The organism is Pseudogemmobacter sp. TB195, assembly GCF_058313095.1.
The window spans coordinates 124,366-150,919 of record NZ_JBZEGG010000010.1 but is presented as its reverse complement, the minus strand read 5'-3'; the positions used below and the strand labels follow the sequence as shown (position 1 = coordinate 150,919).

27 protein-coding genes are annotated in these 26,554 nt (G+C 63.2%); 14 read left to right on the top strand and 13 right to left on the bottom strand.

Annotated elements, in window-relative coordinates; genetic code table 11:
• Nucleotides 1-59: 59 nt before the first annotated feature.
• The 3 genes from AC4FS3_RS12255 to AC4FS3_RS12245 all read right to left on the bottom strand — a co-directional run bounded on the left by AC4FS3_RS12255 (nt 60) and on the right by AC4FS3_RS12245 (nt 2,919).
• Nucleotides 60-1,619, bottom strand: a complete 1,560-nt coding sequence (locus AC4FS3_RS12255; protein ID WP_491020803.1) for an ABC transporter substrate-binding protein — start codon at nt 1,617-1,619, stop codon at nt 60-62.
• A 17-nt stretch (nt 1,620-1,636) separates the two neighbouring features.
• Nucleotides 1,637-2,293: a GntR family transcriptional regulator gene (locus AC4FS3_RS12250; RefSeq protein WP_491020802.1), complete on the bottom strand. Its 657-nt coding sequence runs from the start codon at nt 2,291-2,293 to the stop codon at nt 1,637-1,639.
• Between the two features lie 173 nt (nt 2,294-2,466).
• The gene (locus AC4FS3_RS12245; RefSeq protein ID WP_283179485.1) at nt 2,467-2,919 is read right to left on the bottom strand and encodes an RrF2 family transcriptional regulator; all 453 of its coding nucleotides are present in this window, start codon (nt 2,917-2,919) and stop codon (nt 2,467-2,469) included.
• A 287-nt stretch (nt 2,920-3,206) separates the two neighbouring features.
• Here AC4FS3_RS12245 and AC4FS3_RS12240 point away from each other — a divergent pair, with 287 nt between their 5' ends.
• The 5 genes from AC4FS3_RS12240 to AC4FS3_RS12220 all read left to right on the top strand — a co-directional run bounded on the left by AC4FS3_RS12240 (nt 3,207) and on the right by AC4FS3_RS12220 (nt 8,727).
• Nucleotides 3,207-4,109 (top strand): sulfurtransferase, encoded by a 903-nt coding sequence (locus AC4FS3_RS12240; RefSeq protein ID WP_491020801.1) that lies wholly within the window; start codon nt 3,207-3,209, stop codon nt 4,107-4,109.
• Nucleotides 4,110-4,184: 75 nt separating this feature from the next.
• The gene (locus AC4FS3_RS12235) at nt 4,185-5,441 is read left to right on the top strand and encodes a sugar ABC transporter substrate-binding protein (RefSeq protein ID WP_283179483.1); all 1,257 of its coding nucleotides are present in this window, start codon (nt 4,185-4,187) and stop codon (nt 5,439-5,441) included.
• Between the two features lie 4 nt (nt 5,442-5,445).
• A complete protein-coding gene (locus tag AC4FS3_RS12230) occupies nt 5,446-7,074 on the top strand; it encodes a sugar ABC transporter ATP-binding protein (RefSeq protein WP_491020800.1) in 1,629 nt (542 codons plus the stop codon).
• Complete coding sequence (locus AC4FS3_RS12225) at nt 7,067-8,053, top strand: ABC transporter permease (RefSeq protein ID WP_491020799.1); 987 nt, start codon at nt 7,067-7,069, stop codon at nt 8,051-8,053. Before AC4FS3_RS12230 ends, AC4FS3_RS12225 begins: the two co-directional genes overlap by 8 nt.
• Nucleotides 8,050-8,727 (top strand): glutathione S-transferase family protein, encoded by a 678-nt coding sequence (locus AC4FS3_RS12220; protein WP_491020798.1) that lies wholly within the window; start codon nt 8,050-8,052, stop codon nt 8,725-8,727. The genes AC4FS3_RS12225 and AC4FS3_RS12220 overlap by 4 nt, the downstream gene beginning before the upstream one ends.
• Nucleotides 8,728-8,798: 71 nt before the next feature.
• Here the strand turns inward: AC4FS3_RS12220 and AC4FS3_RS12215 are convergent, their stop codons facing one another.
• The 5 genes from AC4FS3_RS12215 to AC4FS3_RS12195 form a co-directional block, all read right to left on the bottom strand.
• Nucleotides 8,799-9,974 carry an amidohydrolase gene (locus tag AC4FS3_RS12215; RefSeq protein ID WP_491020797.1) on the bottom strand — a complete coding sequence of 392 codons (1,176 nt, stop codon included), beginning with the start codon at nt 9,972-9,974 and terminating at the stop codon, nt 8,799-8,801.
• Nucleotides 9,975-10,078: 104 nt separating this feature from the next.
• Nucleotides 10,079-10,891, bottom strand: coding sequence for a transporter substrate-binding domain-containing protein (locus tag AC4FS3_RS12210; protein ID WP_491020796.1), 813 nt, complete (start codon nt 10,889-10,891; stop codon nt 10,079-10,081).
• A gap of 30 nt (nt 10,892-10,921) precedes the next feature.
• Complete coding sequence (locus tag AC4FS3_RS12205) at nt 10,922-11,650, bottom strand: amino acid ABC transporter ATP-binding protein (RefSeq protein ID WP_491020795.1); 729 nt, start codon at nt 11,648-11,650, stop codon at nt 10,922-10,924.
• Between the two features lie 10 nt (nt 11,651-11,660).
• Entirely contained in the window at nt 11,661-12,299 is a 639-nt protein-coding gene (locus AC4FS3_RS12200) for an amino acid ABC transporter permease (protein WP_491020794.1), read from the bottom strand.
• Nucleotides 12,299-12,979: an amino acid ABC transporter permease gene (locus tag AC4FS3_RS12195; RefSeq protein ID WP_491020793.1), complete on the bottom strand. Its 681-nt coding sequence runs from the start codon at nt 12,977-12,979 to the stop codon at nt 12,299-12,301. The genes AC4FS3_RS12200 and AC4FS3_RS12195 overlap by 1 nt, the downstream gene beginning before the upstream one ends.
• Nucleotides 12,980-13,073: 94 nt before the next feature.
• On the opposite strand from AC4FS3_RS12195, the gene AC4FS3_RS12190 reads away from it, so the two are divergent.
• From AC4FS3_RS12190 to AC4FS3_RS12170, 5 genes are all read left to right on the top strand, one after another.
• Nucleotides 13,074-13,859 (top strand): SDR family NAD(P)-dependent oxidoreductase, encoded by a 786-nt coding sequence (locus tag AC4FS3_RS12190; RefSeq protein ID WP_491020792.1) that lies wholly within the window; start codon nt 13,074-13,076, stop codon nt 13,857-13,859.
• A 47-nt stretch (nt 13,860-13,906) separates the two neighbouring features.
• The gene (locus tag AC4FS3_RS12185; RefSeq protein ID WP_491020791.1) at nt 13,907-14,836 is read left to right on the top strand and encodes a beta-keto acid cleavage family enzyme; all 930 of its coding nucleotides are present in this window, start codon (nt 13,907-13,909) and stop codon (nt 14,834-14,836) included.
• Nucleotides 14,833-15,213, top strand: coding sequence for an acyl-CoA thioesterase (locus tag AC4FS3_RS12180; protein ID WP_491020790.1), 381 nt, complete (start codon nt 14,833-14,835; stop codon nt 15,211-15,213). Before AC4FS3_RS12185 ends, AC4FS3_RS12180 begins: the two co-directional genes overlap by 4 nt.
• Before the next feature lie 15 nt (nt 15,214-15,228).
• Nucleotides 15,229-15,891, top strand: coding sequence for a TetR/AcrR family transcriptional regulator (locus AC4FS3_RS12175; RefSeq protein ID WP_249497498.1), 663 nt, complete (start codon nt 15,229-15,231; stop codon nt 15,889-15,891).
• Nucleotides 15,892-16,044: 153 nt separating this feature from the next.
• The gene (locus tag AC4FS3_RS12170; RefSeq protein ID WP_283179661.1) at nt 16,045-16,449 is read left to right on the top strand and encodes a DUF2177 family protein; all 405 of its coding nucleotides are present in this window, start codon (nt 16,045-16,047) and stop codon (nt 16,447-16,449) included.
• Here AC4FS3_RS12170 and AC4FS3_RS12165 read toward each other — a convergent pair.
• Genes AC4FS3_RS12165 through AC4FS3_RS12155 form a run of 3 tightly spaced genes read right to left on the bottom strand, consistent with a single transcriptional unit; the run spans nt 16,430 to nt 18,421 of the window.
• Entirely contained in the window at nt 16,430-17,173 is a 744-nt protein-coding gene (locus AC4FS3_RS12165) for an SDR family NAD(P)-dependent oxidoreductase (RefSeq protein ID WP_491020789.1), read from the bottom strand. The genes AC4FS3_RS12170 and AC4FS3_RS12165 overlap by 20 nt on opposite strands.
• 4 nt (nt 17,174-17,177) lie before the next feature.
• Entirely contained in the window at nt 17,178-17,813 is a 636-nt protein-coding gene (locus AC4FS3_RS12160; protein ID WP_491020788.1) for a ChrR family anti-sigma-E factor, read from the bottom strand.
• Complete coding sequence (locus AC4FS3_RS12155) at nt 17,810-18,421, bottom strand: sigma-70 family RNA polymerase sigma factor (RefSeq protein ID WP_491020787.1); 612 nt, start codon at nt 18,419-18,421, stop codon at nt 17,810-17,812. The genes AC4FS3_RS12160 and AC4FS3_RS12155 overlap by 4 nt, the downstream gene beginning before the upstream one ends.
• 207 nt (nt 18,422-18,628) lie before the next feature.
• Here AC4FS3_RS12155 and AC4FS3_RS12150 point away from each other — a divergent pair, with 207 nt between their 5' ends.
• Genes AC4FS3_RS12150 through AC4FS3_RS12135 form a run of 4 tightly spaced genes read left to right on the top strand, consistent with a single transcriptional unit; the run spans nt 18,629 to nt 23,293 of the window.
• Nucleotides 18,629-19,909, top strand: coding sequence for an NAD(P)/FAD-dependent oxidoreductase (locus AC4FS3_RS12150; RefSeq protein WP_491020786.1), 1,281 nt, complete (start codon nt 18,629-18,631; stop codon nt 19,907-19,909).
• Nucleotides 19,910-19,912: 3 nt separating this feature from the next.
• A complete protein-coding gene (locus AC4FS3_RS12145) occupies nt 19,913-20,695 on the top strand; it encodes a DUF1365 domain-containing protein (protein WP_491020785.1) in 783 nt (260 codons plus the stop codon).
• Entirely contained in the window at nt 20,695-21,855 is a 1,161-nt protein-coding gene (locus AC4FS3_RS12140) for a class I SAM-dependent methyltransferase (RefSeq protein ID WP_491020784.1), read from the top strand. The genes AC4FS3_RS12145 and AC4FS3_RS12140 overlap by 1 nt, the downstream gene beginning before the upstream one ends.
• 1 nt (nt 21,856) lies before the next feature.
• Complete coding sequence (locus AC4FS3_RS12135; protein ID WP_491020783.1) at nt 21,857-23,293, top strand: cryptochrome/photolyase family protein; 1,437 nt, start codon at nt 21,857-21,859, stop codon at nt 23,291-23,293.
• Nucleotides 23,294-24,401: 1,108 nt separating this feature from the next.
• On the opposite strand, the gene AC4FS3_RS12130 is transcribed toward AC4FS3_RS12135, so the two are convergent.
• Both AC4FS3_RS12130 and AC4FS3_RS12125 read right to left on the bottom strand, forming a co-directional pair.
• Nucleotides 24,402-25,445 carry an NAD(P)-dependent alcohol dehydrogenase gene (locus AC4FS3_RS12130; RefSeq protein ID WP_491020782.1) on the bottom strand — a complete coding sequence of 348 codons (1,044 nt, stop codon included), beginning with the start codon at nt 25,443-25,445 and terminating at the stop codon, nt 24,402-24,404.
• Nucleotides 25,446-25,553: 108 nt separating this feature from the next.
• Nucleotides 25,554-25,949 (bottom strand): (R)-mandelonitrile lyase, encoded by a 396-nt coding sequence (locus AC4FS3_RS12125; RefSeq protein WP_491020781.1) that lies wholly within the window; start codon nt 25,947-25,949, stop codon nt 25,554-25,556.
• Nucleotides 25,950-26,554 lie beyond the last annotated feature (605 nt).

Here is a 26,554-nt window from a genome sequence, read left to right as displayed (position 1 = left end):
TCCGGTCACCGGAACGGCCCGGGCGGCACGTGTTGCACCCGGAGCCCCTGGAGCGGCGGTCAGCCTTCCAGCCAGATCCGTTCGATGATGCGGTCGCCCGAGAGGTCTGCGACATTGCTTGGCTCGAACCCTTTGACCCGCACCGATTTCGCATCGAGGAAATCGGCAAAGACCGGGATCGCGCTTGGCCCCTCATTGTGCAGGATCGCCTGCATCTCGCCATAGATCTCTTTGCGGCGGTCGAAATCGAGCGCAGCCTTGCCCTCGGCCAGCAGGGCGTCAAAGCGCTCATTCGACCAGTAGCTTTCATTCCAGGACGATCCGGTGCCATAGATCAGCGAGAAGGTCTGGTCGATCGGGCGGTTCAGCCAGCTGGACACCGCGAAGGGCTGCTTCATCCAGGCGTCGGTCCAGTAGCCATCCGCCGGGCGGCGTTGCACATTTATCTTCAAGCCCGCCGGCCCGGCCTTGGCGGCATAGACCATCGAAAGGTCAATTGCCTCCGGCAGCGCCGCCTCGGACGTATAGAGGTCGATGCTGAAATCTTCCATCCCGGCGGCCTTAAGGTGGAATTGCGCGCGTTCCGGGTCGAACAGGCGCTGCGGCAGGTCGGCATTGTAATAGGGGTTGTCGGGCGAGATCGGGTGATCATTCCCCAGCGAGCCCAGCCCGCCCATCACCAGATCCAGCATCGCCTGGCGGTCGCAGCCATACATCAGCGCCTGGCGGATATGATTGTTGCTGGTCGGCTCTTTGTCAGCGGCGCAGATAAAGGTCCAGTGGACCGCACCGGGCGAGCGCACCAGTTCCAGCTTCGGGTTGTTGCGGATGAAGGGCACGACCTTGCGGTCGACCTGATTTATCACGTCAAGCATGCCGCTCTGCAACGCCGCGAGCCGCGAGGTGCCGTCATTGATCACATGGATCACCACCTGATCGACATGGGCGCGATCAGATTTCCAATAATCCGGGTTGCGTTCCAGCACCGCCCGCACGCCGGGGTCAAAACTGACCAGCCGATAGCCGCCGCTGCCGGTCAGGTTCGGCCAGTCGGTGAAGCCATCGGGCACGATCATTGCGTGATAATCGGCGAAGACGCGCATGAATTCAGCATTGGCGCTGTCAAGCACTACCGTCACCTCATCCGGCGCGGTCACCTGAATGTCGCTGATCGTATTGAACAGGGATTTCGCGCCCGAGGTCGTGTCTTCGCCGCGATGCAGATTGACCGAATAGACCACGTCAGCGGCATCAAGTGTCTTGCCATTGTGGAAGGTGACACCGCTGCGGATCTTCAGAACCCAGGTGATGGCGTCGGAGCTGTCCCAGCTTTCGGCAAGTTCGGGCGCCAGCGTGCCATCGGGCAGCACTTCGACCAGCTGGTTGCAGACCGCAACCCCGATCACCCGCTGCACCTGCTGGGTAAAGGCGCGCGGGTCGAGCGAGTTGTCGGTGCTGCCCCCGGCCATCCCCAGATTGAATACACCGCCCTTGACCGGCGCCGCGCTTTCCGCGCGCGCCATGCCAAGGGGCAGCAAGAGACCAAGCGCAGATCCTGCCGCAAGGAAGCCGCGCCGGTTGAGGCCAGAGCGTGTGCCGGTGAGAGGGAAAGATGTCATCTGATATGTCCCTGTTGTCATTTGTTTTGATTGTTCAGATCGCGTTCATCGTCGCTGAGGCTGCGGTCTGTATGCTCCTGCGCCGCTTTGACTGCGGCCCCGGCATCGCCGGCGAGGATCGCGTCGATCATCGGCTGATGCCATTCGATCAGATTGATCCGGGATGGCCAGTTCAGCTCCGACCAGCGATAGAGCCATTCGGTATGGCCCGAGATCGCCTCATATTGCCGTTTCAGAAGGCCATTCCCGCAAAGCCCCACAATGCCACTGTGAAACCCGAGATCGGCCTTGACCCGATCCTCGGCGACCCCGGACATCTCTGCCGATCTGAGCCGCTGGCCGAGTTCGGTCAGCCTGTCGCGCTTGTCGTGATCCATGGAACCGGCCAGCAACCGGACGGCCAGTTCCTCCAATGCGCCGCGAAGCTGATAGCTTTCGCGCAGAACTTCAGGGTTGATCTCTTTCACCGACCAGCCGGCATAGGGGCGCCGGACCAGCAGGTTTTCGGTTTCCAGAGCCGCGAAAGCTGCCCGGACCGTGCCGCGCGCAACCTGGAGGGCATTCGCGATTTCCTGTTCGGTCAGGCGCTGTCCGGCCGCCAGCTCACCCGCGACAATCATGTTGCGCAGGTGCGAAATCGCCCGGTCCGTAAGACTTACTTTCTCGAACAGCATGAAAGACCCCCCGATTCCCTGAAAGATAGATGATTGTTAGCAATCAGCAACACAGATTCCGGCAGGAGGAAGTTTTTTGCGGCCGTTCAGGCCGCAGCGCCTGATTTCAGGGCAAGCTGCCAGACATCAGAACCCTGCGCTTTGCCGACGCCGATATGCAGGGACGCAAATGTTCAGGATTGCCAGCGATGCGGCCCATCGCTGAGGCGGCGCACCACGTCAGGCAGGTTTCCGTCGGCCAGATTTGCAAGGCTGGTTTCATCCAGAACCTCACGGATCGCGGCGCGAAAGGCGATCCAGACATCCTGCAGCGGGCGGCTGCGTTCATTGTAATCCACCGATTGCGGCGGCGTGCCGCGCACCAGGGCAATTTCTCCCTCGATGGCGCGGATGATTTCCCCGACCGAGATCGTGCGCGCCGGACGGGCCAGCCAGTAGCCGCCCTCGGTGCCGCGCTGGCTGTGAACCAGCCCGGCCCGCTTCAGCTCATTGAGGATATTGACGAGGAAGTTCAGCGGCATTGCCTGGGCCCGGGCGATGGTTTCGCATTTCAGCGGCTCCTCGCCATGAGCGGCCAGTTCGATCATCGCACGCAAAGCGTAATCGGTCCTCGCGGAGATATGCATCGGCCGAAACGCCCTTCATCATAAGATCAGTTATATTGGATCCTGCGCGGGTATCGCGACCGGATCACCCCATGATTCCACAGTGACCTGATGATGTAAAGCTTAACAGGCTTTCTGTTTCCGACCGTATTTCTGAATGGAATTTTCCAAAACGGGCATGGCAGGAACATGGCTTGTTCCAATCTTTATCCTCCTTGTTGACAAATATTGTTGTGAAGGAGACTTTGCCCGCAGCAGTCCGGATCAGACCGGTTTGAAACCCCGGTGCCGGACATAAGGAGCGAAAAATGGCAGCGATTCCCCCCCTTGTTGATGGCGATTGGCTCGAGGCCAGGCTCGGTGATCCCTCTCTCAGGATCTTCGACGCGACCACGGTTCTCGCCTTCCCCGAAGATGGCCAGGACGGCTATTACACCCTGTCCTCAGGGCGCGATGCCTATATCGAAGAGCATATCAGCGGCGCCGCCTTTGCCGATCTGTTGCTGGAGCTCACCGATCAGCAGGCGAAACATGCCTTCACCGTTTTGCCATCTGCGACATTTGCCGAGCGGATCGGCGCGCTTGGCGTCGGGAATGACAGTATCGTGGTGGTCTATGACCAGTTCGATCCGACCCGTAACCCGGACGCGTTCTATCAGCATTGGGCGGGGCGGCTCTGGTGGCAGCTGCGGCTTGAAGGCTTTGACAATGTGGCGGTGCTTGATGGAGGCCTTGCGCAATGGCGGCGCGAGGGGCGGCCGGTTGAAGCGGGCGAAACCCACTATCCACCCGCACAGTTCACCGCCCGCCGCCGCCCCGAGCTGATCGCCGACAAGGCGCAGGTGCGTGAAGCGATCACGCGCGATGATATCCTGCTGCTGAACACGGTTGATCCGGTCACCCATGCGGGCGGGCGCACCACCTTTTCACGCCCCGGCCATATCCCGAACAGCCGCAATGTCTGGTATGAGGACATTTTCGACGCGGCGACCGGAAAGCTGAAATCTCCCGACGAACTCAGGGCGCATTTCAGCCGGGTCGGCGCGCTGGACCCGTCAAAGCGCACCATCACCTATTGCGGCAGTGGCATTGCGGCCTCGGTCGAAGCGCTGGCCCTGGCCACACTCGGGCGGGACGATGTGGCGGTCTATGACGGATCGCTGACCGAATGGACGGCGGATCCTGATCTGCCGCTTGAGACCGGCGCGTAGGCCCGGGCCGGAACACAGACAGGGGCCAATCCCTGACGCCCCTTTCCCGAAAACCATCAAACCAAAGGTAGAATGATGACCAGAGTTACTCGTCCCACTGTCAGTGGGCTTTCCAGACGTGCGCTTTTGCAGGCAGGGGCCGCAGCGGCGCTGCTGCCGGCCCTTGGTGCCGGCCCGTTGCGCGCCCAGACGGCACAGCGCATCGGCTTCACCCCTTTCAGCTATGCCGCAACGCTTTCGGTGCAGATCGCCGAGGCTTTCAACGCCGCCGCGAAACAGCTCGGCATCGAAGGCGAGAGCTTTGACGGCCAGTCTGATCCGTCGATTCAGGTCAATGGCCTGAACCAGCAGATCGGGCGCGGCTTTGGCGGCATCGCGCTGGAAGCAGTCGATGGCGGCTCGATCCGGGGTCTTGCGCGGGTGGCGGAAGAGAACAAGGTCTGGCTCAGCCATGTCTGGGGCAATGCGCCCTGGTTCACGCCCTGGGATGCCAGCGAATATTACAGCCTGCACATCCAGCCCAATGAATTCGAGGGCCTGGGCCAGGTCACCCGCGTCCTGATCGAGGCGCTTGGCGGTGAAGGCACCATCGTGCGTGTCGGCGGGTTGCTGAATGACAGCTCGGATGTGGTGCGCAGTGCAGGCGCCGATAAGGTCATCGCCGAATATCCCGGCATCACCTTTGCCGGTGAGCTGCCCGGCGACTGGACGCCGGAGCAATCGCAGAAGGCGGCGGCGGCGCTCCTGTCGCGCTTCCCCGATACCCGTGGCATCATCGCGCAGAATGACGATACCGCGACCGGCGTGATTGCGGCGATCCGGGCGATCGGCAAGGTTCCGGGCAAGGATATCCTGGTTGTCGGCACCAATGGCACGCTGGATGGCGCGCGCCGGATCAAAGACGGCACGCAGCTGGCCTCGGCTGCGAATAACCCGTCCTTTATCGGCTATACACTGGCCGCGAACCTCTTTGACCGGCTGAACGGCTGGACGCCCGAGCCCCTGGAACGCGCCCTGACCTTCCGCGCCGAGATCCTGACCAAAGACAATATCGATGCCTATATCGAGCGTTACATCGACGCGCCGGTCGAGACCCATTTCGATGCGACCAAAATCTCGCGGGTGAAAAGCCCCGAGGACTGGGATCCGCAATATGAACTGATCCCGAGCGATATCGACGAACAATGGATCAATCAGCCGAAGCCGGAGGGCTATAGCTATCCCGAGGCCTATGTGAAAGGCCGCGAAGACGGCTCTTATGAGCGGATCGTCCAGCAGTTCAAGGATCATTATAAGATCAAGCTGCTCGACAAATCGCCGCTGGCGGGCTGAGCCGATGGCCCCCGCATCCCCTTTGCTGGAGCTGACCGGCATCGCCAAAAGCTATGACGGCCACAGGGTGCTGACCAATGTGTCACTTTCCCTCAGGCGCGGTGAAATCATCGGCCTTCTCGGCGAGAACGGTGCGGGGAAAAGCACGCTTCTCAATATCCTCTCCGGCGTCGTGACCAAAGACGCCGGAGAGATCCGCAGGAACGGTGCCCCCATCGCACCACGCAGCTACCGCGCGGCCAATCAACGCGGCATCTTCCGTGTCTTCCAGGACCCGGCTCTGATCGGCAATCTGACGGTGGCACAGAACCTCTGGTTTGGCTGGGAAAGCCTGTTTCGCAATGCGGCGGGCCTTCTCGACAGGCGCGCCATGGAGGAGGCCGCGCGTGAGGTGCTGGCCAGCGGCAATCTGGCCACGATCCCGGTGACGAAACGGGTGGGCGATCTGCCCCCCGGCCTGCGCCAGAGCCTCGATATCGCGCGGGCTGTGGCGCTGGCGGACCGGCTGGATATTCCCGATCCGGTGATCCTCTTTGATGAGCCGACCACCGCGCTGGATCAGAGCCATGAAGAGAATTTCCTGCATCTGCTGGACCGGCTGCGCGGTCGGGCAGGGGTGGTCTTCGTCTCGCATCGTCTGGGCGAGGTGCTGCGCAGCTGCGACAGGGTCGTGGTGCTGAAGGATGGCAACCTGGTGACGGATCAGCCGGTCCAGGGCCTGACAGAACCCGATCTGCACCGGCTGATGGTCGGGCGCGAGCGCGGCGCGAATTATTACCTCGGTGATCTGCAAAGCGGCGGCCAAAATGCGGCCGCCCGGCTGGAGGTGGATGGCCTGGTGCTGGCATCGGGGGTCGGGCCACTTGGCTTTGCGATCCGGCCCGGCGAGGTCGTCGGCATCGCCGGGACGGACGGATCGGGGAAACGGCGGGTGGCCCAGGTGCTGGGCGGTGACCTTGAACCCGATGAGGGCGAGATCCGGGTCAATGGCAGGCGGATCGGGGCCGGCAGCGATGCGGCTGTCAGCGCCGGGATCGCCTTTGTTCCGGGCGACCGTCAGGCCGAGGGGCTGATCACCGGCGCCAGCCTGATCGCGAATTTCCAGCTGCCGTCGCTACGCGATCTTTTCGCAACGAGGCTGGGGGTCTGGCGGCAGGCAACAGCCCGCGCGGCCGCAGAACGCCGTTTCCAGGCGCTGGAGGTGAAGGCGCCCGAAGGCATCGACAGCCCGGTTTCGGCGCTGTCGGGCGGCAATCAGCAAAAGGTCCTGCTGGCAAAATGGCTCGAACGGGCGCCGCAGGTTCTGGTGCTGGAAAACCCGACCCAGGGCGTCGACAGCGGCGCGCGCGAGGCGATCTACCGCACCATTCGCGAGGCAGCGGCAGACGGCATCGCTGTGCTGATCGTCAGCGATGACCTGCCCGAGCTGATTGGTCTTTCGGACCGGATCCTCGTCATGGTCGAAGGCAGGATCACCCGCGATATCGCCGCGCCGCCGCAGGCAAAACCTGCCGAGGCCGAGATCGTTGCCGATATGATCCCGGCGGGTCTGCCACCAACTGCAATTTCATCAGAGAACCCGTCAGCGCCGCTGACGGATCTGGCCCGTCTTCCAGGAAATATCCATGTCTGACCATAGTCTTACCTTACAGCATCCCCGAACCTGGCTCAGGCAGCTGCGGCCGGGGGATCTTTTGCCCATCGCAGTGCTGGCGGCGCTGATCCTGTTTTTCGCACTGCGGGCGGAATCCTTTCTCAGCCCGGCCAACCTCCTGATCATGAGCGGCCAGGCCGGGATCCTGTTGCTGGTGGCGCTTGGCGCGACGCTGGTGATCCTGATGGGCAGCATCGACCTCTCGGTCGGCTCGATCATCCTGCTGACGGCGGCAATCCTGTCCAGGGTGGTGAATTTCGGGATCACTGCGCCGGTCGTCATCATCCTGGTCGTGATCTTAGTCGGTGCACTGGCGGGGCTGGTGAACGGGCTGATCTTCACCTTCGGTAAGGTGCCCTCCTTCATCGCCACGCTTGGCACGCTTTCATTCTTTGCCGGGCTGGGGCTGACGGTGATCGGCGGGCGTTCGATCTATTTCGACGCGCCGGGCGTGCTGTCGCTGTCCATCGGGCAATGGATTCCGGGTGTGCAGAATTCGGCAGTGATCGGGCTGATCGCGCTGGCCCTGGTGGCCCTGATCACCAACCGGACACGGTTCGGTCTTTATATCTATGCGATCGGCGGCAATGAGCGGGTGGTGCGGCTGTCGGGGATTGCGCTCAGGCGGGTGAAGATCCTGGCCTTTGTCACCTCGGGGGTGACGGCGGCGCTGGCGGGGCTGCTGATCTCGTCGCAGCTCGGCTCCAGCGGGCCCTCGCTTGGCTCGACGGCCCTGCTTGATTCCCTCGCCGCGATTGTGGTCGGCGGCACCGCGCTTTCGGGGGGCGTCGGCGGGGTCGGGCGCACCTTTCTCGGCGTCCTGATCATCACCGTTCTGGTCAATGGGCTGAACCAGATGGGCGTCCAGGACTTCGCCCAGACCATGATCAAAGGCGCCGTTATCGTGCTGGCCGCGATCTTCACCATGGCCTCGCAACGCGGCCTGACCCTCAAATGAAACGGGAGGCCAATGTGCCGAAACTCTATACAAATTTCGAATCCGGCAACAGCTATAAGATCCGGCTGTTCGCCGCGCTCGCCGGGATCACGCTTGAGGAATATGAGGTCGATCTGCCGGGGGATGAACATCATGGCCCGGCGTTTCTTGCGATCAATCCGCGGGGCGAGGTGCCGGTTCTGGTCGACGGCGAGCGCATCTTCCGCGATTCCGCCGCGATCCTGACCTGGCTTGCGGGCACCTATGCGCCCGAAGGCTGGGGCGGCAGGGATACGGGCGAGCAGGCCGGGATCATCGACTGGCTCGCCTTCTCGGCCAGCTGGATCCAGTATGGTGTCTTTACCACCCGCGCCATTGTCTCGTTCAGAGGCACCTATAACGGCGTCGGCTTCCAGCAAGAGGCGGTCACCCTGAATGAGGCCCGCATCCGGGGTCTGAAATCGCTTGAGATCCTCGAGGCCGCGCTGATCGGGCAGGACTGGCTGGTGCTGGGCCGCCCCACCATTGCCGATATTTCGGTCTTTCCCTATGTCGCGCTGGCCCCGATGGGGGATATCCCACTGGAGCCATATCCGGCGATCCGGGCCTGGATCGACAGGATCCGGGCGCTGCCGGGCTTCATCACGGTGATCGGGCTCGATGATCCGCAGTATCGCCGCAAGGAACGTGTGTAACGACGCTCGAAAATGCCATAGGGCGGCGGAGGTGTTAAAGGGCCCCCGGCACCGAACTCGCGACCGGTGGGTCAGGTCAGCGCCACCCGCTGCGCCAGACCCACCCACCAGGCCGCGCCGACCGGCAAAAGGTCTTCGTTGAAGCGGTAGCGCGGGCTGTGCAGTGCTGCCCCGGGGCCTGCCCCGAGAAAGCCGTAGCAGCCCGGGCGTTTCTCCAGGAAATAAGCGAAATCCTCAGAGGCAAGCGAGGGCTGCGGCGCGGGATCGACAGAAGCGGGCCCAAGCACGCGGCGCGCGGTCTCGCGCGCCAGACCGGCTTCCTTTGCGCTGTTTTGGGTGACCGGATAGCCGCGGTGATAGTCGAGCGTGATTTTCAGATCGAGGCTTGCGGCCAGACCGGCGCTGATGCCCCGCATCCTCGTCTCGATCAGATCACGCATTCCGGCGCTGAGACTGCGGGTGCAGCCACGCATCACCACGGTTTCCGGCAGCACATTATAGGCCTCGCCGCCATGGATCTGGGTGACCGAGACCACCGCACTGTCCAGCGGATCAGCATTGCGCGCCACAATCCCCTGCAAGAGCTGATGTAGCTGGCTTGCCCCGAGCAGGGCATCGCGCCCCAGATGCGGCATGGCGGCATGGCATCCCGTGCCGGTCAGGGTGATGTCAAATCGATCGACGGCGGCCATCTGCGCCCCGTCACAGGCAAGAAAGCGGCCAAACTCCAGCCCCGGCCAGTTGTGCAGCCCGTAAATCGCCGGGATGTCAAACCGGTCAAACAGCCCGTCGCGGATCATTGCGGCCGCGCCGGCGCCGGTTTCCTCGGCGGGCTGAAAGATGAAGACGACATCGCCGGGCGGCGAGGCCTTGCTCAGATGGCGGTCGGTCAGATAACGGGCAGCGCCCAGCAGCATCGCCATATGGCCGTCATGGCCGCAGGCATGCATGACGCCGGGCACGCGCGAGGCCCAGTCAAGGCCGCTGGCCTCGTGAATCGGCAGCGCATCCATATCAGCCCGCAATCCGATCGGGGGTGCCAGCCCCTGGCCCTTCAGCACAGCGACTACGCCGGTGCCGCCCACGCCGGTCACGGGCTCAAGCCCCATCTCGGCAAGCCGCGCCGCCACGAAAGCCACGCTTTTATGCTCCTCATAGCCAAGCTCCGGCATCTGATGCAGCGCGCGCAGCCAGCTGCGCATTTCGGCAGCGCCATCGGCAACGGAGGTGAGCAAGGCAAGGGTCATCGGTGAGGTCTCCGGCAGGAATACAAATGCCCCGCCAGAGCTGCGGCACCGCAACTGCGACAGGGCAAGGGCGCGCTGGCGCGCCGCAAGCGGCCGTTTCCGGCTTAGTTCAGCTCATCAAGCGATTTGGGCAGGTCTGGCATCTCATTGCCGATCCATTTCAGATAGATCGCGCCAAGGCTGCCATCGGCCTCCATCGCGGTGATCACCTCGTCCAGCTTTTCCACCAGCGCGGTATTGTCCTTGTTCACGCCGATGCCGGCATAGGTGCTGGCCATGACATATTTGATCTCAAGATTGCGTGCGGGGTTCTGGCGGATCACTTCCATGACGATCGCCTCGCCGGTTGGGATCATGTCAACCTGGCCGGTGACAAGCGCGACCGAGGTCGTCGCATCATCGTCAAAGCGCTGGATATTGGTGCCTGCGGGCGCACCATTGGTGATCAGCGGATCCATCATGGTACCGCGCGTCACGCCCACAACCCTGTCGCCGATGGTTTCATTGCTGGTCACATCAAGATCCTTCGGCGCCACCATGACGGTGCGGAACACCAGATAGGGGCGGGTGAAGCCAATGGCCTCGCGGCGTTCGGGCGTGATGCCAATGGTTGCGACCACGGCGTCAACCCGGTTCGAGATCAGATAGGGCACACGGTTGGCGCCGGTCAGCACCACGAGCTCGACCTCGACCCCAAGACGCTTGCCGATTTCTTCCGCTACATCGATATCAAGCCCGATGGGCTGGTTCGCATCGCCGATCTGGCTATAGGGCGGCAGGTCATTCTGGACGCCGATCACGATCTTTTTCTTTTCCAGAATGGCCGGCAGATCCTCTGCCGAGGCGATTCCCGCCCCGAGAACCAGGCCCAGACTGACCATGGCACCGGCTGCAACCTTGCTGAATTGTCTGATCATCTTAGTCTCCATCTTCCCTGTTATTGGTTGTCAGCGGACAGCCGAAAGAAACTTCTGCAGCTCGGCGGTCTGCGGATCACTGATCGTTGCTTCGGCAGGGCCGACTTCGTGCAGGCGCCCCTGATGCATAAAGGCAATGCGGTTGGCAGCCCTGCGGGCAAAGGCGATCTCATGGGTTACAAGAACCATGGTCAGGCCCTGTTCCGCCAGTTCGCCCAGCACCGTGAGCACCTCGCCCACCAGTTCGGGATCAAGCGCCGCCGTCACCTCATCAAGCAGCAGGATCTCGGGCTGCACGGCAAGGGCGCGCGCGATGGCCACGCGTTGCTGCTGGCCGCCCGACAGATCGCGCGGATGGGCGCGGAATTTGTCGGCCAGCCCGACGCGTTCCAGATAACGATGCGCAAGCTTCAGCGCCTCGGTGCCGCTCGCCTTGCCGGTGACACGCGGCGCAAGCGCGACATTGTCCTCGACCGTCAGATGCGGAAAGAGATTATAGCCCTGAAAAACGATCGCGACCTTGCGGCGCAAGGCGCGCAGCTTCGCCTTTTCATAGCTGATCGGTGTGCCGGCAATTGTCAGGCTGCCGCCCGAAATCTGCTCCAGCCCGTTCAGACAGCGCAGGAGCGTGCTCTTGCCAGAGCCGCTTTTGCCGATCAGCGCAATCACCTCGCCCGCAGCAATGGACAGCGTGGCATCATAGATCACCTGGTGGGAGCCGTAGGATTTCGTGACGGCGTTCAGTTCGATGAGTGACATGGGCCCTCTCTCAGAGCTTCAGCTTTTCGAGGCGCTTCGCCGCGAAGGACATGGGCAGGTTGATCAGCAGATAAAGCGCCGCGACGATGCCGAAGACGCGGAAACTGTCAAAGGTGGTGCCATTGACCATCTGGCCGGCCCGCATCAGCTCGACAAAGCCGACCATCGAACAGACCGAGGTGGCCTTTACCAGCTGCACCAGAAAGCCCACCGTCGCCGGGGCCGAAAGCCTGAGCGCCTGCGGCAGGATGGCGATGCGCAGCACCTGAAAGCTGGTCATGCCGAGGCTGTCAGCGGATTCCCACTGGGCCCGCGGAATGGCAAGCAGCGCCCCGCGCCAGATCTCTCCCAGAAAGGCCGCAGCGAACAATGACAGCCCCACGGCGCAGGCGACAAAGGGCGAGACATTATAGCCGGTCCGGGCGATGCCGAAATAGATCATGAAAATCACGACCACCAGCGGGATGCCCTGGAAAAGCCGGATCAGGACAGCAGAGGGCAGCGAGACCCAGCGATTGGGAGAGCTGCGCAGGACCGCAACCAGCAGGCCCAGAATGCCGCCAAAGATCATCGCAGCGAGGGTCAGGGCCACAGTCCAGCCCAGGCCCTGAAGGATCAGGATCATATGATTCTGGCTGAATTCACGCATCAGACAACATCCTGCATGCGGCGCTCACTGCCCCAGCTGCCGCTGACACGCCGGCTGATCAGGGCAAAGAGCCCGGCAAAGACCGACGAAAGCACCAGATAGATTGCGGCCACCACGACATAGACCTCAAACGGGCGGAAGCTGGTCGAGGCGAGGTTCGAGGCCTCATAATTCAGCTCAGGAATGGCGATGGCCGACAGGAGCGAGGTATTGAGCATGATGATGATGAACTGGCCGCTCAGCGCGGGCAGCGCCGCGCGCAGCATGGGCCGCGCTACGACATAGCGGAATTGCTGCAGGGCGGTGAAGCCAAGCGAGTCGCCGGCCTCAAGCAGGCCCTTCGGGATGCCGAGCATGCCCGAGCGCAGGATCTCGGTCGCATAGGCGGCGGAATTGAATGTCACGATGATGATTGCGGCGACATAGCCCGGCATCATCACGCCAAGTTTCGCGAGGCCGAAGTAAAGGAAGAAGGCCTGCAGCAGAAAGGGCGTGTTGCGGACGATCTCGACAAAGATCTGGCTGGGGATGGTCACCCAACGACCCCAGGCCATGCGGCCAAGGATGATCAGCGCCGCGCAGGCGATGCCGATGACAAAGCCCCCCACCGCGTAGAGCACGCCGCGCAGCGCCCCGCCGACAAGCAGCGGCAAATGGTCGAGGACCACACCAAATTCCACCGTCACCTCCTGGTTCATTTTTTGAAACAGAATTGTTGACGCGCCCGATCTAGTCAAGCAAAACATTACAAGAATAATTTTTTAGGACGGGAAGATGCTTCGTCAGGGCTACTACATCGTCTCGGCAGGGGGCGCAGGGATCGGTCTTGCAATCTGTCGTGAAATCGCGGCTCAGGGTGGCACAGCCGTGGCGCTGGACCCTTTCAATGCGCCGGCAGAACCGGGGGCAGGGATTCTGCATTACCCTTGTGATGTGGGTAACTCTGCACAGGTCGAGGCGCTTGTCGCCGAGCTTGCCGCAGGCCCAATGGCGATTGAGGGGCTGGTGAATTGTGCCGGGATCGCGGGGCCAACCGGCCTGATCGATTCCATCTCTGCCGAAGACTGGCAGCGCGTGCTCGGGATCAATGTGATTTCCGCCGCGATTCTGATCAAGAACGTTTCGCCCGTAATGAAAAAGCAAAGGCGCGGAGCAATTGTGTCGATTTCCTCGGCCTGTACCCGCAACGGTTTTCCGCAGCGCGCGCCCTATGTCGTGTCGAAAGCCGCGCTGGAAATGTTGTCCGAGACCATGGCGATGGAACTTGGCCCCTGGGGCATCCGCTCGAATGTCGTGGTGCCCGGTATCGTCGAGGGCGTCAGAATCGAAGCCGTGGCTCAGGCTCAGGCCGATACGCGTGGTATCAGCTTTGACGAAGCCATTGCGGAATTCACCGCGCGCACCTCGCTGAAAACCATGGTCAGCGGCGAGGATATCGCGAAAAGCGTGCGCTTCCTGCTCTCGGATGAGGCGCGTCATGTCAGCGGCCAGAAACTGGCCGTCTGTGGTAATTTCGAGGGCTATTCCAGCGAAATGGTCGCCCCCTTCGCCCGCACCTGAGCGGCAAAACGTCTGATCCCGCGCTTCGCCGCAACAAGGAATGCCGAATGTTCAAGTTCAATAAGACCATCATCAGCTGCGCGGTGACGGGGGGCGTTCATACCCCGAGCATGTCGCCCTATCTGCCGATCACCCCGAAACAGATCGAGGATTCCGCCGTCGAGGCCCATGCTGCCGGCGCCGCCGTCGTGCATCTTCACGCCCGTCTGGATGATGGCCGCCCCACCGCCGATCCGGCGGTCTATGGCCAGTTCGTGCCGGGGATCCGGGCGCGCTGCGATGCGGTGGTCAATATCACCACCGGCGGCGCACCCGGCATGACCATGGATGAAAGGCTCGCCGCCGCGCGTGCGATGTCACCCGATATGGTCTCGCTCAATATGGGCTCGATCAATTTCGGCTTCCATCTGATGGCGGGCAAGAAAAAGGACTGGCAATATGACTGGGAGGAGCGGTTTCTGCTCGAATCCAAGTCGAAATATTCGGTCAACTCCTTCCAGGTGCTGGAAGATATCGTGACTGAACTCGGGGCCGAGGGCGTGGTCTTTGAATGTGAATGCTATGATATCGGGCATCTCTACAACCTGAAATACCTGCGCGATCAGGGCATTATCCGAGGCCCGATGATGGTGCAGTTCATCTTCGGCTTCCTTGGCGGCGTCGGCGTACACCCGAGCCATCTTGAACATTTCTACGAAACAGCAGAACGGCTGTTCGGGGATGATTACTATATGTCGGTGCTGGCTGCCGGCCGTCAGCAGATGGCATTCGGCACCGCCTCGGCCTGTCGCGGCGGCGGTGTCCGGGTCGGGCTGGAGGATGCGCTCTATATCCGCAAGGGCGAGCTCGCGAAATCCAATGCCGAACAGGTCAATCTGATCGGCGAAATCCTCGACAAGCTGAACATCAAACTGGCAAGCTCGACGGATGTGCGCGAGGCTTTCAATATGCGGCCCCGGATCGGCGTCGCGGCATGAGCGCCCGCAGCCACAGTCGCGAAGCGCTGCTGCGCTTTGCCGACCGCGATGCAATGGGCCATGTCAACAGCCTGAAACTGGCGGAACTGATCGAAGATGCAAGGCTGGATTTTCTGGCCGGCATTCCGCAGGCCCCTGATGTCGAATGGCGCCTGGTCTCTTTGCGCGTCGATTTTCACGCCCAGCCGGTTGCAGCGCGCCGCCTTGTCACCCGTTCCGTTGTCAGCCGGATCGGCAACAGCTCTTTTGACATGTCGCATGAGATCTTCGAAGATGACCTTCTGGTCGCCTCGGGTCTGTCGGTTCTGGTGCAGGTCGATCCGCGTAAAGGTGTTTCATCGGCCCTTTCAGGGGCGCAAAAGTCCTGTCTGACCTGACACCCGGAAGTGAGTATGGCACCGCGAAAGACCGAAAAGGCCCGCCCGCCCCAGCTGCGCAGCCTGATGACCCGGCAAAAGCTGATCGATGCCGCCATCGAACAGCTCTGGGAAAGTGGCTATCAGAAAGTCACCATTGCCGCGATTTCGGCCCGGGCCGGCGTGACCCATGGCGCCCATCTGCATCATTTTGGCACGCGCGAGGATCTGCTGGCCGCGTCGGTTGATGCCCTGTTCCAGCGCAGTGTCGCGGAATATGAGGTGCGTATGGCAGAGTTGCCGCGCGATATGCCCGCCCGCGCCGATGCCGCGCTTGAGCAACTGCGCCTGGTGGCGATGGGGCGTATTTTCGAAGTGGTGGGGGAATTGCTGCTGGCCGCGCGCACCAATCCCGAGCTCGGCACGCGGATGCATCACTACGCGATCTCGCAGCGCGCTTTGCAAAAGCGGATGTATGAACTGGCCTTCGGCGCGGCGGCCTTGCAGGACAAGCGTATCCTGCTCCTCCTCGACGGGACTTTTGCGATTTTCCTGCGCGGTCTGGCGACCCTGAAAAAGACCCGCAGCGCGGCGGAACTGGAAGAGGCCTGGCTGGCCTGGAAGACCACCGCTCTGCCGGTCCTTCTCGCGCATCTTGCCGAAATCGGGGCGGCAGAACCGCAATCCGCTCAGATCTGAGGCCTTCCGCATATAATCCCGGCCGGGGATCGGTTGTCCGGTGTTTTGCGGCCTTCCGGGCAGGGGGCACGCGCAAAGCAAGAATGCGATGTGATCCATCTCTGCCCGCGCCGCGTATTCCGGGGGACAGAGGCTGACAGAACGGAGCAGACCATGGGCCAGGCCATTCTTCTTTATGCGGTGACGGCAGCGGTCTTTCTGGGCCTCGATATGGTCGGCATCCGCTATATCATCCGTCCTGTCTTCGAGGCGCATATCGGGCACCTGCTGGCGGCGCCGCTCCGGCTGGGGCCAGCGGTGGTATTCTATCTGTTCTATGTCGCCGGGCTGCTGTTCTTCGTGTCTTTGCCGGCGCTGAAAGCCGGGGCACCGTTACAGGCCCTGGCGTTCGGGGCGCTGCTCGGGGCGATGTGCTATGGCACTTATGAGATGACGAATTATGCCACGCTGGCAGACTGGTCCTGGCAACAAGTGCTGGCGGATGGGCTCTGGGGTACCGTCCTGACCGGCTTTGCGGCCTGGGCCGGGGTGGCGGCTCTCAGCGGTCGCCTGGCCTGAGCCGCGCGGTCAGCCGCAGCGAGACCGCATAGGGCAGCGCCCTGAGACATTTAATCGCCCAGGTGAACCGTTTCGGGAAATGGATCTCAAAGGCACGCCCCTTCAGACTACGGATCACCTCTCGCGCCGCCTGTTCCGGCGTTATTATCGCGGGCATCGCGAAGGTGTTCTTCGCGGTCAGCCGGGTCGCGACGAATCCCGGGCAGACAAGCCGCACGTCAACACGCGGCGCCAGTTCGGTCCGCAGGGTCTCGGCCAGATTGTTTACCGCGGCCTTGGTCGCACTATAGGGCTGTCCGCCCGGCAGGCCGAAATAGCCCGCGACCGAGCCAAAGAGGACCAGCTGTCCGCCATCACGCAACAAAGGTGGGACGAGGCGGGCGACCTCGAAACTCCCCAGGAGATTTACCGCCACCAGCCGCGCGATGCTCTCAGGATCCAGGTCCGAAACCCGGCCCGGATCATAAAGCGCGGCGGTGCAGATCACCACATCGAGGCTGCCGGGTTCAAGACCGGCCACCACATCCGCGAGGCCCCCCGGGGCCGCCAGGTCGAGGGGCAGTACCTGAGCCTTGTGGCAGCCGGCTGCCAGTAATTCCAGCGCGGCCTGATTGCGCGCCGAGAGGATCAGTCGCGCGCCCTCTTGCGACAGCGCCCGGGCAAGGGCCGCGCCGATGCCCTCGCTTGCGCCGATGATCCAGACCGTCTTGCCGGCAAAGCCCATTGGGTCAGATCCTGAACAGTGGCTGCAACAGACGCGGGATAAGCGCGCGAAACCGCAAAGGCGCGTCGGTCGCCGCAAGGCAGATGCAGGGCGCGTCCGGCCCGGCGACCGGCTGATGGTCGATCTCGTCATGCGCGGTTTCCACGTCACCGGGGCCGAAACGGCCCTCACTGTCTGCGAAACTGCCCTGCAACACCAGGGTCAGTTCCAGCCCGCCATGGCTGTGCGCGGGCACTGCGCGCCCAGGCGGAATATAAAGCAGCCGCAGCGAGCCTTCGCTGTCGGCGGACAGGATCTGCTGGCGGATCCCACCGCCCAGCATCCGCCATTTCGGCGGCTGGCCACCAAGCGCCTGCATGACAGGTGCGGGAAAAATGCCAGAGGCCGTCGCCTGCAGTGGGGGTGGCGCGTTATCGTCCAGCGCGGCCAGCAGGCGATCCTGCGCGCCCGGGCTGAGGGTTGCGGGGGGGATGCGATCAAGCAGGCTGCCGCCAAGCATCTCGGCGGCCTCTGCCCGCGCACGGCAGGTATCGCAGAGCGACAGATGCGCTGCGGCAACCACCGCAAAGGGATGGGGAAGGCTGCCCGTTACACAGGCGTCAAGCAATGCGTCTGAAATATGATGCGTGATGGCGGTCATGGCTGCCTCAAAGCGTTCAGGTCGCGCCGCAAGCGGTCCAGGCCCAGCCGGATCCGCGACTTGATGGTGCCAAGGGGCAGGCCGGTCATCTCGCTGATCCGGCTATGGGGCAGATCCTCGAAATACACCTGTTCCAGCACCCGGGCCTGATCCGGAGACATCGCATCGAGCGCCCGGCGCAAAAGCGCAGCCTCCTGCCCAAGGGCGAGGATCTGCGCGGCGTCGGGCTCCGCGCCTTCGGGGTCGATCAGCGCATCGGGTTCGGGCGGCGGTTTGCGGCGGATCAGGTCGATATGGCGATTGCGCGCAATGCGGTAGATCCAGGCGCTGGCCTCGGCCCGGTGCGGATCAAACTGCGCCGCCTTGTGCCAGACCGCCAGCATCACATCCTGCACCACATCTTCTGCGCTGCCATCGCGCAACCCGCCACGCATCAGCATGGCCTTCAGCCGGGGCGCAAAATGCTCGAACAACAACAAAAAGGAGGCCCGGTCGCGCTGGTCGCGCACCGCAAGCAACCAGAGGGTCGGATTGGTCCCGTCCGCCATGTCTGATGCTGAGTCTGGTGCCGTGTCTGATGACAAAAGCCCGCTCTCCTTCGCGGTCATCCGGGCGCCTCCGCACGGCACTGCAACGCCCGGATCGGGCGCGGGGATCACATTCAGGGTGCTGCGGCTCTCTGACATCATGGGTTGGATACGCCGGCGCCGGTGCAACAGATCACCGCGCAGCGAAAAATGCAATTCCAGCGGGGCATAGTGATCCGGGACCAGCGTGGCTGCGTAATTACAGACAGACAACCAGAGGGGGCGGATGTGCCTTTTGACCTGACACGCAACGCACCACAGAAGATTGCCATCATCGGTGGCGGGATTTCCGGCCTCGCAGCCGCCTGGTTGCTGTCGGGGCATCATCAGGTCACCCTGTTCGAGGCCGCGCCACGTTTTGGCGGGCATGCCCGCACGGTGATGGCGGGCCTGCGGGGCGATGTTCCGGTGGATACCGGGTTCATCGTCTTCAACTACGCCAATTATCCGCATCTGACCGCGCTGTTTCGTGATCTGGATGTGCCGGTGCAGCGCAGCGATATGAGCTTTGGCGTCTCGCTGGGGAATGGCGCCGTGGAATTCGCGCTGCGCTCGGTCAATGCGCTGTTCGCGCAGCGCTCAAACCTGCTGCGGCCCGGCTTTCACCGTATGATCCGTGATATCCTGCGCTTTAACGCGCGGGCAACGGAGACGGCAGCGGGGCGGGCAGACCTCACCATCGAAGCGCTGATCACGGAGCTCGGATTCGGAACCCGCTTCCGCGACCATTACCTTTATCCTATCTGCGGTGCGATCTGGTCGACGCCGGCGCGCGACATCGGTGCTTTCCCGGCTGTGACCCTGTTGCGGTTTCTGGGCAATCACGCGCTGATGAACAAGGGCGGGCAACATCAGTGGTGGACGGTCACCGGCGGCAGTATGACCTATGTGACCCGGCTTACAACCTCGCTGCAGGCGCGCGGTGTCGCCATGCGCCCGGCCACAAAGGTGCGCGCCGTGTCGCGCGGCCCTCTGGGCGTCACCGTTCAGACACAGGGTCTGGCCGAGCGCTTCGATCATGTGATCCTGGCCTGCCATGCCGATCAGGCGCTGGCCCTTCTCGCCGATCCGTCACCGGAGGAGAGATCCGCACTCGGCGCGGTGCGGTTTCAGGACAATCGCGCCGTTTTGCACGCCGATCCGGTGGTGATGCCACACCGCCGCGCCTGCTGGAGTTCCTGGATCTACCGCGCGGATGAGCCGCAGGCAGAGCAGGCGGTCGGCGTCACCTATTGGATGAACCGCCTGCAATCGCTGCCCGAGACTGATCCGCTTTTCGTCAGCCTCAACCCGGGCGCCGCGATAGATCCGGCGCGGATCTATGACGAGACCAGCTTCCGCCACCCGGTCTTTGACCGGGCCGCCGTCGACGCCCAGGCCAGGATCAGGGCCATGCAGGGCACGCGGCAGACCTGGTTCGCCGGGGCCTGGCTGCGGAATGGCTTCCACGAGGACGGCTTTGCCAGCGCCGTGCGGATCGCGCGGCAGCTGCTGCCCGCGACGGTCTGAGAGATGGAAGGCGGGCTTGTCTCTCAACTGGCGCAAGGCGCGGTGCTGCATCTGACTTCGGATGTGACCCATGCGAGACGCGGCGCGCGGCGCCATGCCTTTCGCTACCGGGTGGATTATCTGCTGCTGGCACCCGAGGTCGTATGCCGGCACGGGCTCTTCCGCCTGGGACGGGCGGGCCTTTTCAGCTTTTGCGCCATGGATCACGGCGGCCCCCGGGGGAATGGCAAAGGCGCTGCATGGGCCTGGGAGGTGCTGGGGCAGGCCGGTCTGCGCCGCGAGGGTGCGATGACCCTGGCGCTGATGGCGCAGCCAAGGTTCCTTGGTTTCTGGTTCAACCCGGTCAGCTTCTGGATGGTGTTGCGCGGCGATGATCTTCTTGCTGTGATCGCCGAGGTCAACAACACCTTTGGCCAGCGGCACTCTTATCTTTGCCACCATGAGGGGTTCACGCCGATCGGGCCTGAAGATCTCATGACCACCGAAAAGGTCTTTCACGTCTCGCCTTTTCAGGACGTGGCCGGGCGCTATGAGTTCCGGTTCCGCGTGACCCCGGCCCGGGTTGCAATGCTGATCCGCCACACAGATGGCGAAGAGGGGCTGATCGCCACACTCAATGCCGCGCCCCGGCCCCTGCGCCAGTCTGGCCTGCTGACAGCCGCCTTCCGCCGTCCGGGCGGCGCGCTGCGGGTCCTGGCCCTGATCTACTGGCAGGCCCTGCGCCTGCGCCTCAAAGGCGTCGCCTATCGCCGCCTGCCCCCTGCGCCCCCTGAGGAAATCAGCTGATGAGCCTGCTACAGACCCGCTTTCTCGCCTCGCTTGAGGGTATCCGGCACGGACGCCTTTGCCTGACCACCCCCGAGGGCCATTGTCATAATTTCGGATCAGAAGGCCCCGAGTCCGTGATCCGGATCACCGACTGGGCGCTGCTTGCCGCGCTGGCGACGCGCGGCGATGTGGGGTTTGGCGAAAGCTATGTCGCAGGCCATTGGGACAGCCCGGATCTCGAAGCGCTTCTGAGCCTTGCCATCCGCAATTTCGATCTGCTGGATGGCCAGGGCAGACCGGGCTGGCTTGCTGCTCTCAGGTTTCGCCTGACCGACCGGCTGCGGACCAATTCGCTCGCGGGCTCGTCACGCAATATCCGGGCGCATTACGATGTCGGGAATGAATTCTACCAGCTCTGGCTTGATCCGGGCATGAGCTATTCCTCGGCTCTGTTCGACGGCACCGATGATCTGGAAACCGCCCAGGCGCGCAAGAATGATCGTATCCTGTCGCGGCTGGCCCCGGGCGAGCGCATTCTCGAGATCGGCTGCGGCTGGGGCGGATTTGCCGAACGCGCCGCCGAGACCGGCCGTTATGTCACCGGGCTGACGCTGTCGCCCGCGCAAAAGGGTTATGCCGATGCACGGCTTGACGGAGGGGCCGAGATCCGGCTGCAGGATTACCGCCACGCCGGCGGGACCTTCGACAATATTGTCTCGGTCGAGATGATCGAGGCTGTCGGCGAACGCTATTGGCCCGCCTATTTCGCCACGCTGAAAGCGCGCCTTGCCCCCGGCGGGCGGGCGGTCCTGCAGGCGATCACCGTGCCGGATGCCGAATTCTCAATCTATCGCAAACGCTCTGACTTCATCCGTCAGCATATCTTCCCGGGCGGTATGCTGCCCAGCCCGGCGATCCTGCGCCACCAGGGCGCGAAAGCCGGGCTGGAACTGCATGCGAGCTTTTCTTTCGGGCAGGATTACGCCCGCACCTGCCGGATCTGGGCCGCGCGCATGACCGGGGCCGCCCCGCGCATCCGCCGCTTTGGCTATGACGAGCCCTTCCTGCGCGGCTGGCGCTATTACCTGGAGAGCTGCGCCGCGACCTTTGCGACCGGGCGCTCTGATGTGGTACAGGTCGAATTCGGCCATGTCGGCCAAATTGCACAGGCGGCATAAGATGACATCAATCCTCTGGCTGTGCCGCGATTTCCGCTTTGACGACAATGCCGCGCTGACGGCGGCAATCAAGGACGGACCCGTTCTGCCGGTCTTTGTCATCGACACTGCGACGCGCGCGCAAGGCGCGGCCAGCCGCTGGCGGCTGGGGCGGGCCCTGGCCAGCTTCGATGCCGAATGGCAGGCGCGGACGGGCGAGCGGATCACTGTGCTGGAGGGAGAGGCGCCTGATCTTCTTCCCGATCTTGCCATCCGCATCGGGGCCAGCGCCATCCATCAGAACGACTGGCCGACCGCCGGCAGCAAAACCTCGCAGGAAGGCTTGCGCCGGGCGCTCGGGCCAGGCCCTGTCAGGCTGCATCTGCATGAAGGCCATCTGCTGATCAATCCTTCACGGGTGAAAACCGGCGCGGGAGGCGGCTTTCGCGTCTACACCCCCTTTGCCCGGGCCGTGCGGCTTGCGGGGCCTGACCGCCCCCTGCCGCCCCCTGCTGCAATCACCGCCCTGCCGGCCATGGGCGCGCAGCGGGCCGGGGAACTGACTCTAGCGCCGGATATGTTTCGCGGGGCGGCGGTTCTGGCGGAACAGGCCTTGCCTGCGGGCGAGGCGGCGGCTTTTGCCCGGCTCGGGGATTTTATCGCTCATGTGCCGGATTATCCCGCGCACCGCGACCGCCCGGATATTGACGCCACTTCGGGTATGTCAGAGCATCTGGCATTGGGGGAGATCAGTCCGCGGCGCATCTGGGCGATGGCGTCGCTGCGCGCCGAGATTGACCCCGCGCTTGCCCCCGGGGTTGAGAAGTTTCTTTCGGAAATTCTGTGGCGTGAATTTGCCTGGCATCTGCTCCTGGCCTTCCCGCAGTTGGCCGAGACGGCCTGGCGCGCGGACTGGGCGCGCTTTCCCTGGCTTGGCGCCAATCCCGCTGCCCTGGCCTGGAGCCGCGCCGAAACCGGCATCGCGCTGGTTGATGCGGGCCTGCGCGAAATGCGGGTGACCGGGCGGATGCACAACCGGGTCCGCATGGTGGTGGCAAGCTGGCTTACGAAACATCTGCTGACCGACTGGCGCATCGGTCTGGCGCATTTCGAAGACAGCCTGACCGACTGGGATCCGGCCGCGAATGCGATGAACTGGCAATGGGTTGCAGGCTGCGGGCCCGATGCCTCGCCCTTTTTCCGCATCTTCAACCCGGAGAAGCAAGCGGCAAGTTTTGACCCAAAAAGTCTTTACCGCGATCACTGGCTGACGGGCGAAGGGGCGAGCGCCTGGCGTGAGACTGTGCCTGCCTCCTGGAACGCGCCTGAGCACCGCGCTCTTACAGACAGCGCCGCGCTCCTGGATCAGGGCCGCAAACGTGCGCTCTCGGCGCTGGAGGCTTTTAACCGCAAATCCAGGGAGCGGGCCGCGCCCCGTTCAGATCAGGGTCCGGGCTGACATACTGCACGGCATCCTGTCATTTCATGTATTCGAGGCGGGGCCGATCGGATCCATCCCGGGCCCCATCGCTTGCCGCAGATCCGGGTGCAGGACGAGAGCGGTTCTGCTCCCGCCGACGGCCAGCGGGCCAGTGTCAAATCCCATCGCCTGCTATATGCGGCCTGCTTCTCTTCCCGTGCTGCCACCCACGGGTTCAGCAGATGAACCCCTCACGGAATAACCGCTTCAGAGTGCTCCTGAGGGCCTGTAATGAAAGAGAGAACCGGGCCAGGCCTGGCATCGGCGTGTCGGCTCTGCGGAGATGGCTTGCGCAGCAACCCGGCGTCGGCCTGATGTCCTGAGGTCGGGTGGCGCTCTGCACGCTACAGCGACCTGGACCGGAAGATACGCATTGCCGGCCTGACTGCGGCACCCCCGTTCAGGCTGCGATTGATGTTCATATCAATCATAGGTTTCCATTCCGTGATCCTGAGTGCCGGGACCGGCGCGCCCGGCATCAGGCCGGCGTTGAGGAAGATGGAGTCGTTACTGCTGAATGTTGCACGGGCCCGGGCAACGAAGGCCAGTTTGTCCTCAGTGACTCCGGCTCCTGTCTGATCGGCTGCTCTCCCGCCCCGGTGATCGCCCGGGCGGGCTTTTTCAGCGGGTCTTCGCGGCGTGCGCTCAGAACCACCTCCGGGCCTCAGGCCGCATACGCTTTGCGGTGGCCTCGCGGATACCCGAAGAGGCGCCGATGCTCAGAATGGTTTTGCCCTGGATGGTGCTGGACATCTTTCCACGTCCTTTGTGAAAGTCGGGCTGGAGGGCTCAGGCGTCCAGCCTTCGACGAAAGAAGCGCAATTTTCAGCGACAGAGCGGCGATGCCCTGGGATTTCCCGGGGGAGCCGGCGCGTTGTACGAGACGTTCGCATCCGCCATGCAAAACCCGGAAGCGGCGCAAACCCCGATTGGGCTCGTCACAGACCGCTCCTGGAACATCTGAAACCTTAATAAGGCCCATGGCGCCTTTGCCACGCCTCAGCTGACGAAGACCATGGGGAAATCCGGAGCCCGCCACCCGGCAGCCAGCAAGGCGCCCCGGCAATGCCGGAGCGCCCGCCCTGGATCACATCGTGGCGATATCCATGACGAAGCGGTATTTAACATCGCCCTTCAGCATCCGTTCGTAAGCGGCCTCGATTTCGTCGGCACGGATCATCTCGATATCCGAGGTGATGCCGTGTTTCGCGCAGAAGTCCAGCATCTCCTGCGTCTCGGGGATGCCGCCGATCATCGACCCGGCAAGGCTGCGGCGGCGCATGATCAGGTTGAAGACATTGGGCATCGGGTGCGGCGTGGCGGGTGCGCCGACCAGCGTCATCGTACCGTCGCGCTTCAACAGCACGAGGAACGCGTCCAGATCATGGGGCGCGGCCACCGTGTTCAGGATCAGATCGAAGCTTTTGGCATGGGCGGCCATCTCTGCCGCGTTGCGCGATACCACAACCTGATCCGCGCCGAGCTTCAGCGCATCGGTCCGTTTTGACTCCGAGGTGGTAAAGGCCACCACATGCGCGCCCATGGCATGGGCCAGTTTGATTCCCATATGACCAAGACCGCCGATACCGACGACGCCAACCTTCTTGCCCGGGCCCGTCCCCCAATGGCGCAGTGGCGACCAGGTGGTGATCCCGGCGCAGAGAAGCGGGGCCACGGCGGCCAGCTGATTCTCGGGATGGGTGATCTTCAGCACATAGCGCTCATGTACCACCACCTCTTGCGAATAGCCGCCAAGGGTATGGCCGGGCGCGTCCGGCGTCGGCCCATTATAGGTTCCGATCATGCTGTCGCAGTAATTCTCCAGCCCGTCATTGCACTCGGCGCAATGCTGGCAGCTGTCGACGATGCAGCCGACGCCGACCAGATCTCCGGGCCTGTGGCGGGTGACATGTGCGCCGACCGAGGCGACGCGGCCGACGATTTCGTGACCCGGAACACAGGGATACAGGGTTCCGGCCCATTCGCCCCGGGCCTGGTGCAGGTCGGAATGGCAGATGCCGCAGAACAGGATCCCGATCTGCACATCATGGGCGCCGGGCATGCGGCGGGTGATGTTCAGGGGGGCCAGCGGCGCATCGCCGGCCGGGGTGCCATAGGCTTTCACAACCATTTCAGGTCTCCTTTTGTGGTGGGTCCGGCCGGTTTTGCGCTGTGGTCAGGGCGATTCCAGACCCGCCGGGGCTGACCCTGGGTGCAGATTATACGGGTTTCAGCGATGTCAGACGCCGTAATCGGCGTCGCTTACATGTTCCAGCCAGTCGACGACCTTGCCGTCCTTTACTTCCTGAAGGGCGATATGGGTCATGGCGGTTGCGGGGCTGGCACCATGCCAGTGGCGTTCGTCGGGGGCGAACCAGACAACATCGCCGGGGCGGATTTCCTCGACCGGGCCGCCATCTCGCTGCACCCGGCCGAGGCCAGCCGTGACGATCAGCGTCTGGCCCAGCGGGTGAGTGTGCCAGGCGGTGCGGGCGCCCGGCTCGAAGGTCACACTCGCGCCCTGCACGCGCTCGGGCGCGGCGGGATTGAACAGGGTGTCGATACGGACCTGTCCGGTGAACCAGTCGGCGGGACCTTTGCGCGAAGGCACCTGTCCGGCACGGAATATTTCCATCGGTTTTCTCCTTAAGACATATGATCAAGGCGCAGCGGATAGATGGTCCTGACCCGTAGCGGCGCCACCGCGCCCCAGCCGCGAAAGTAACACAGATCGCCCGGCGTCTCATCACAGATCGGTTGGCCTCTGGTCTGATCCAGGCGGCGGTTCAACAGGTTCGTGGCGCTGCCGCCAGATTCCTGCATGCAAGATGTGCCGGCAATGATGCGCCTGGAAACCGCAGCGAGGCCATGCCGAAACTGGCCAGCCTGCCGAAAGGCATCGAAGTTCGGCCCGCCCGCCGCCTCGCCCGACTACATAGCTGCATGCGGCCCGCCCATGAAGCCAAAGGAGCTGATCGCCCGTACCTGAATCAACATCCGACAGATCGAGGCCGGTTGATTCTATGTCTGGGCGTTTGAGAAGAACAGTGAAGACCCGGGAGTGCGGTCGAGAGGCCCCTGACCATCAACGGATCCTATGAGATGGCCGATGCAGCGATGTGCGGCTCCGGCATCACCTATGTGACCGAGGACCTCATCGCCCGGCAGGTTGCGACCCGGGTGCGCTAATCGTGGCGCCGGACGACGGGTCACAGCCATTTGCGGGTTGCCTCATCTGCT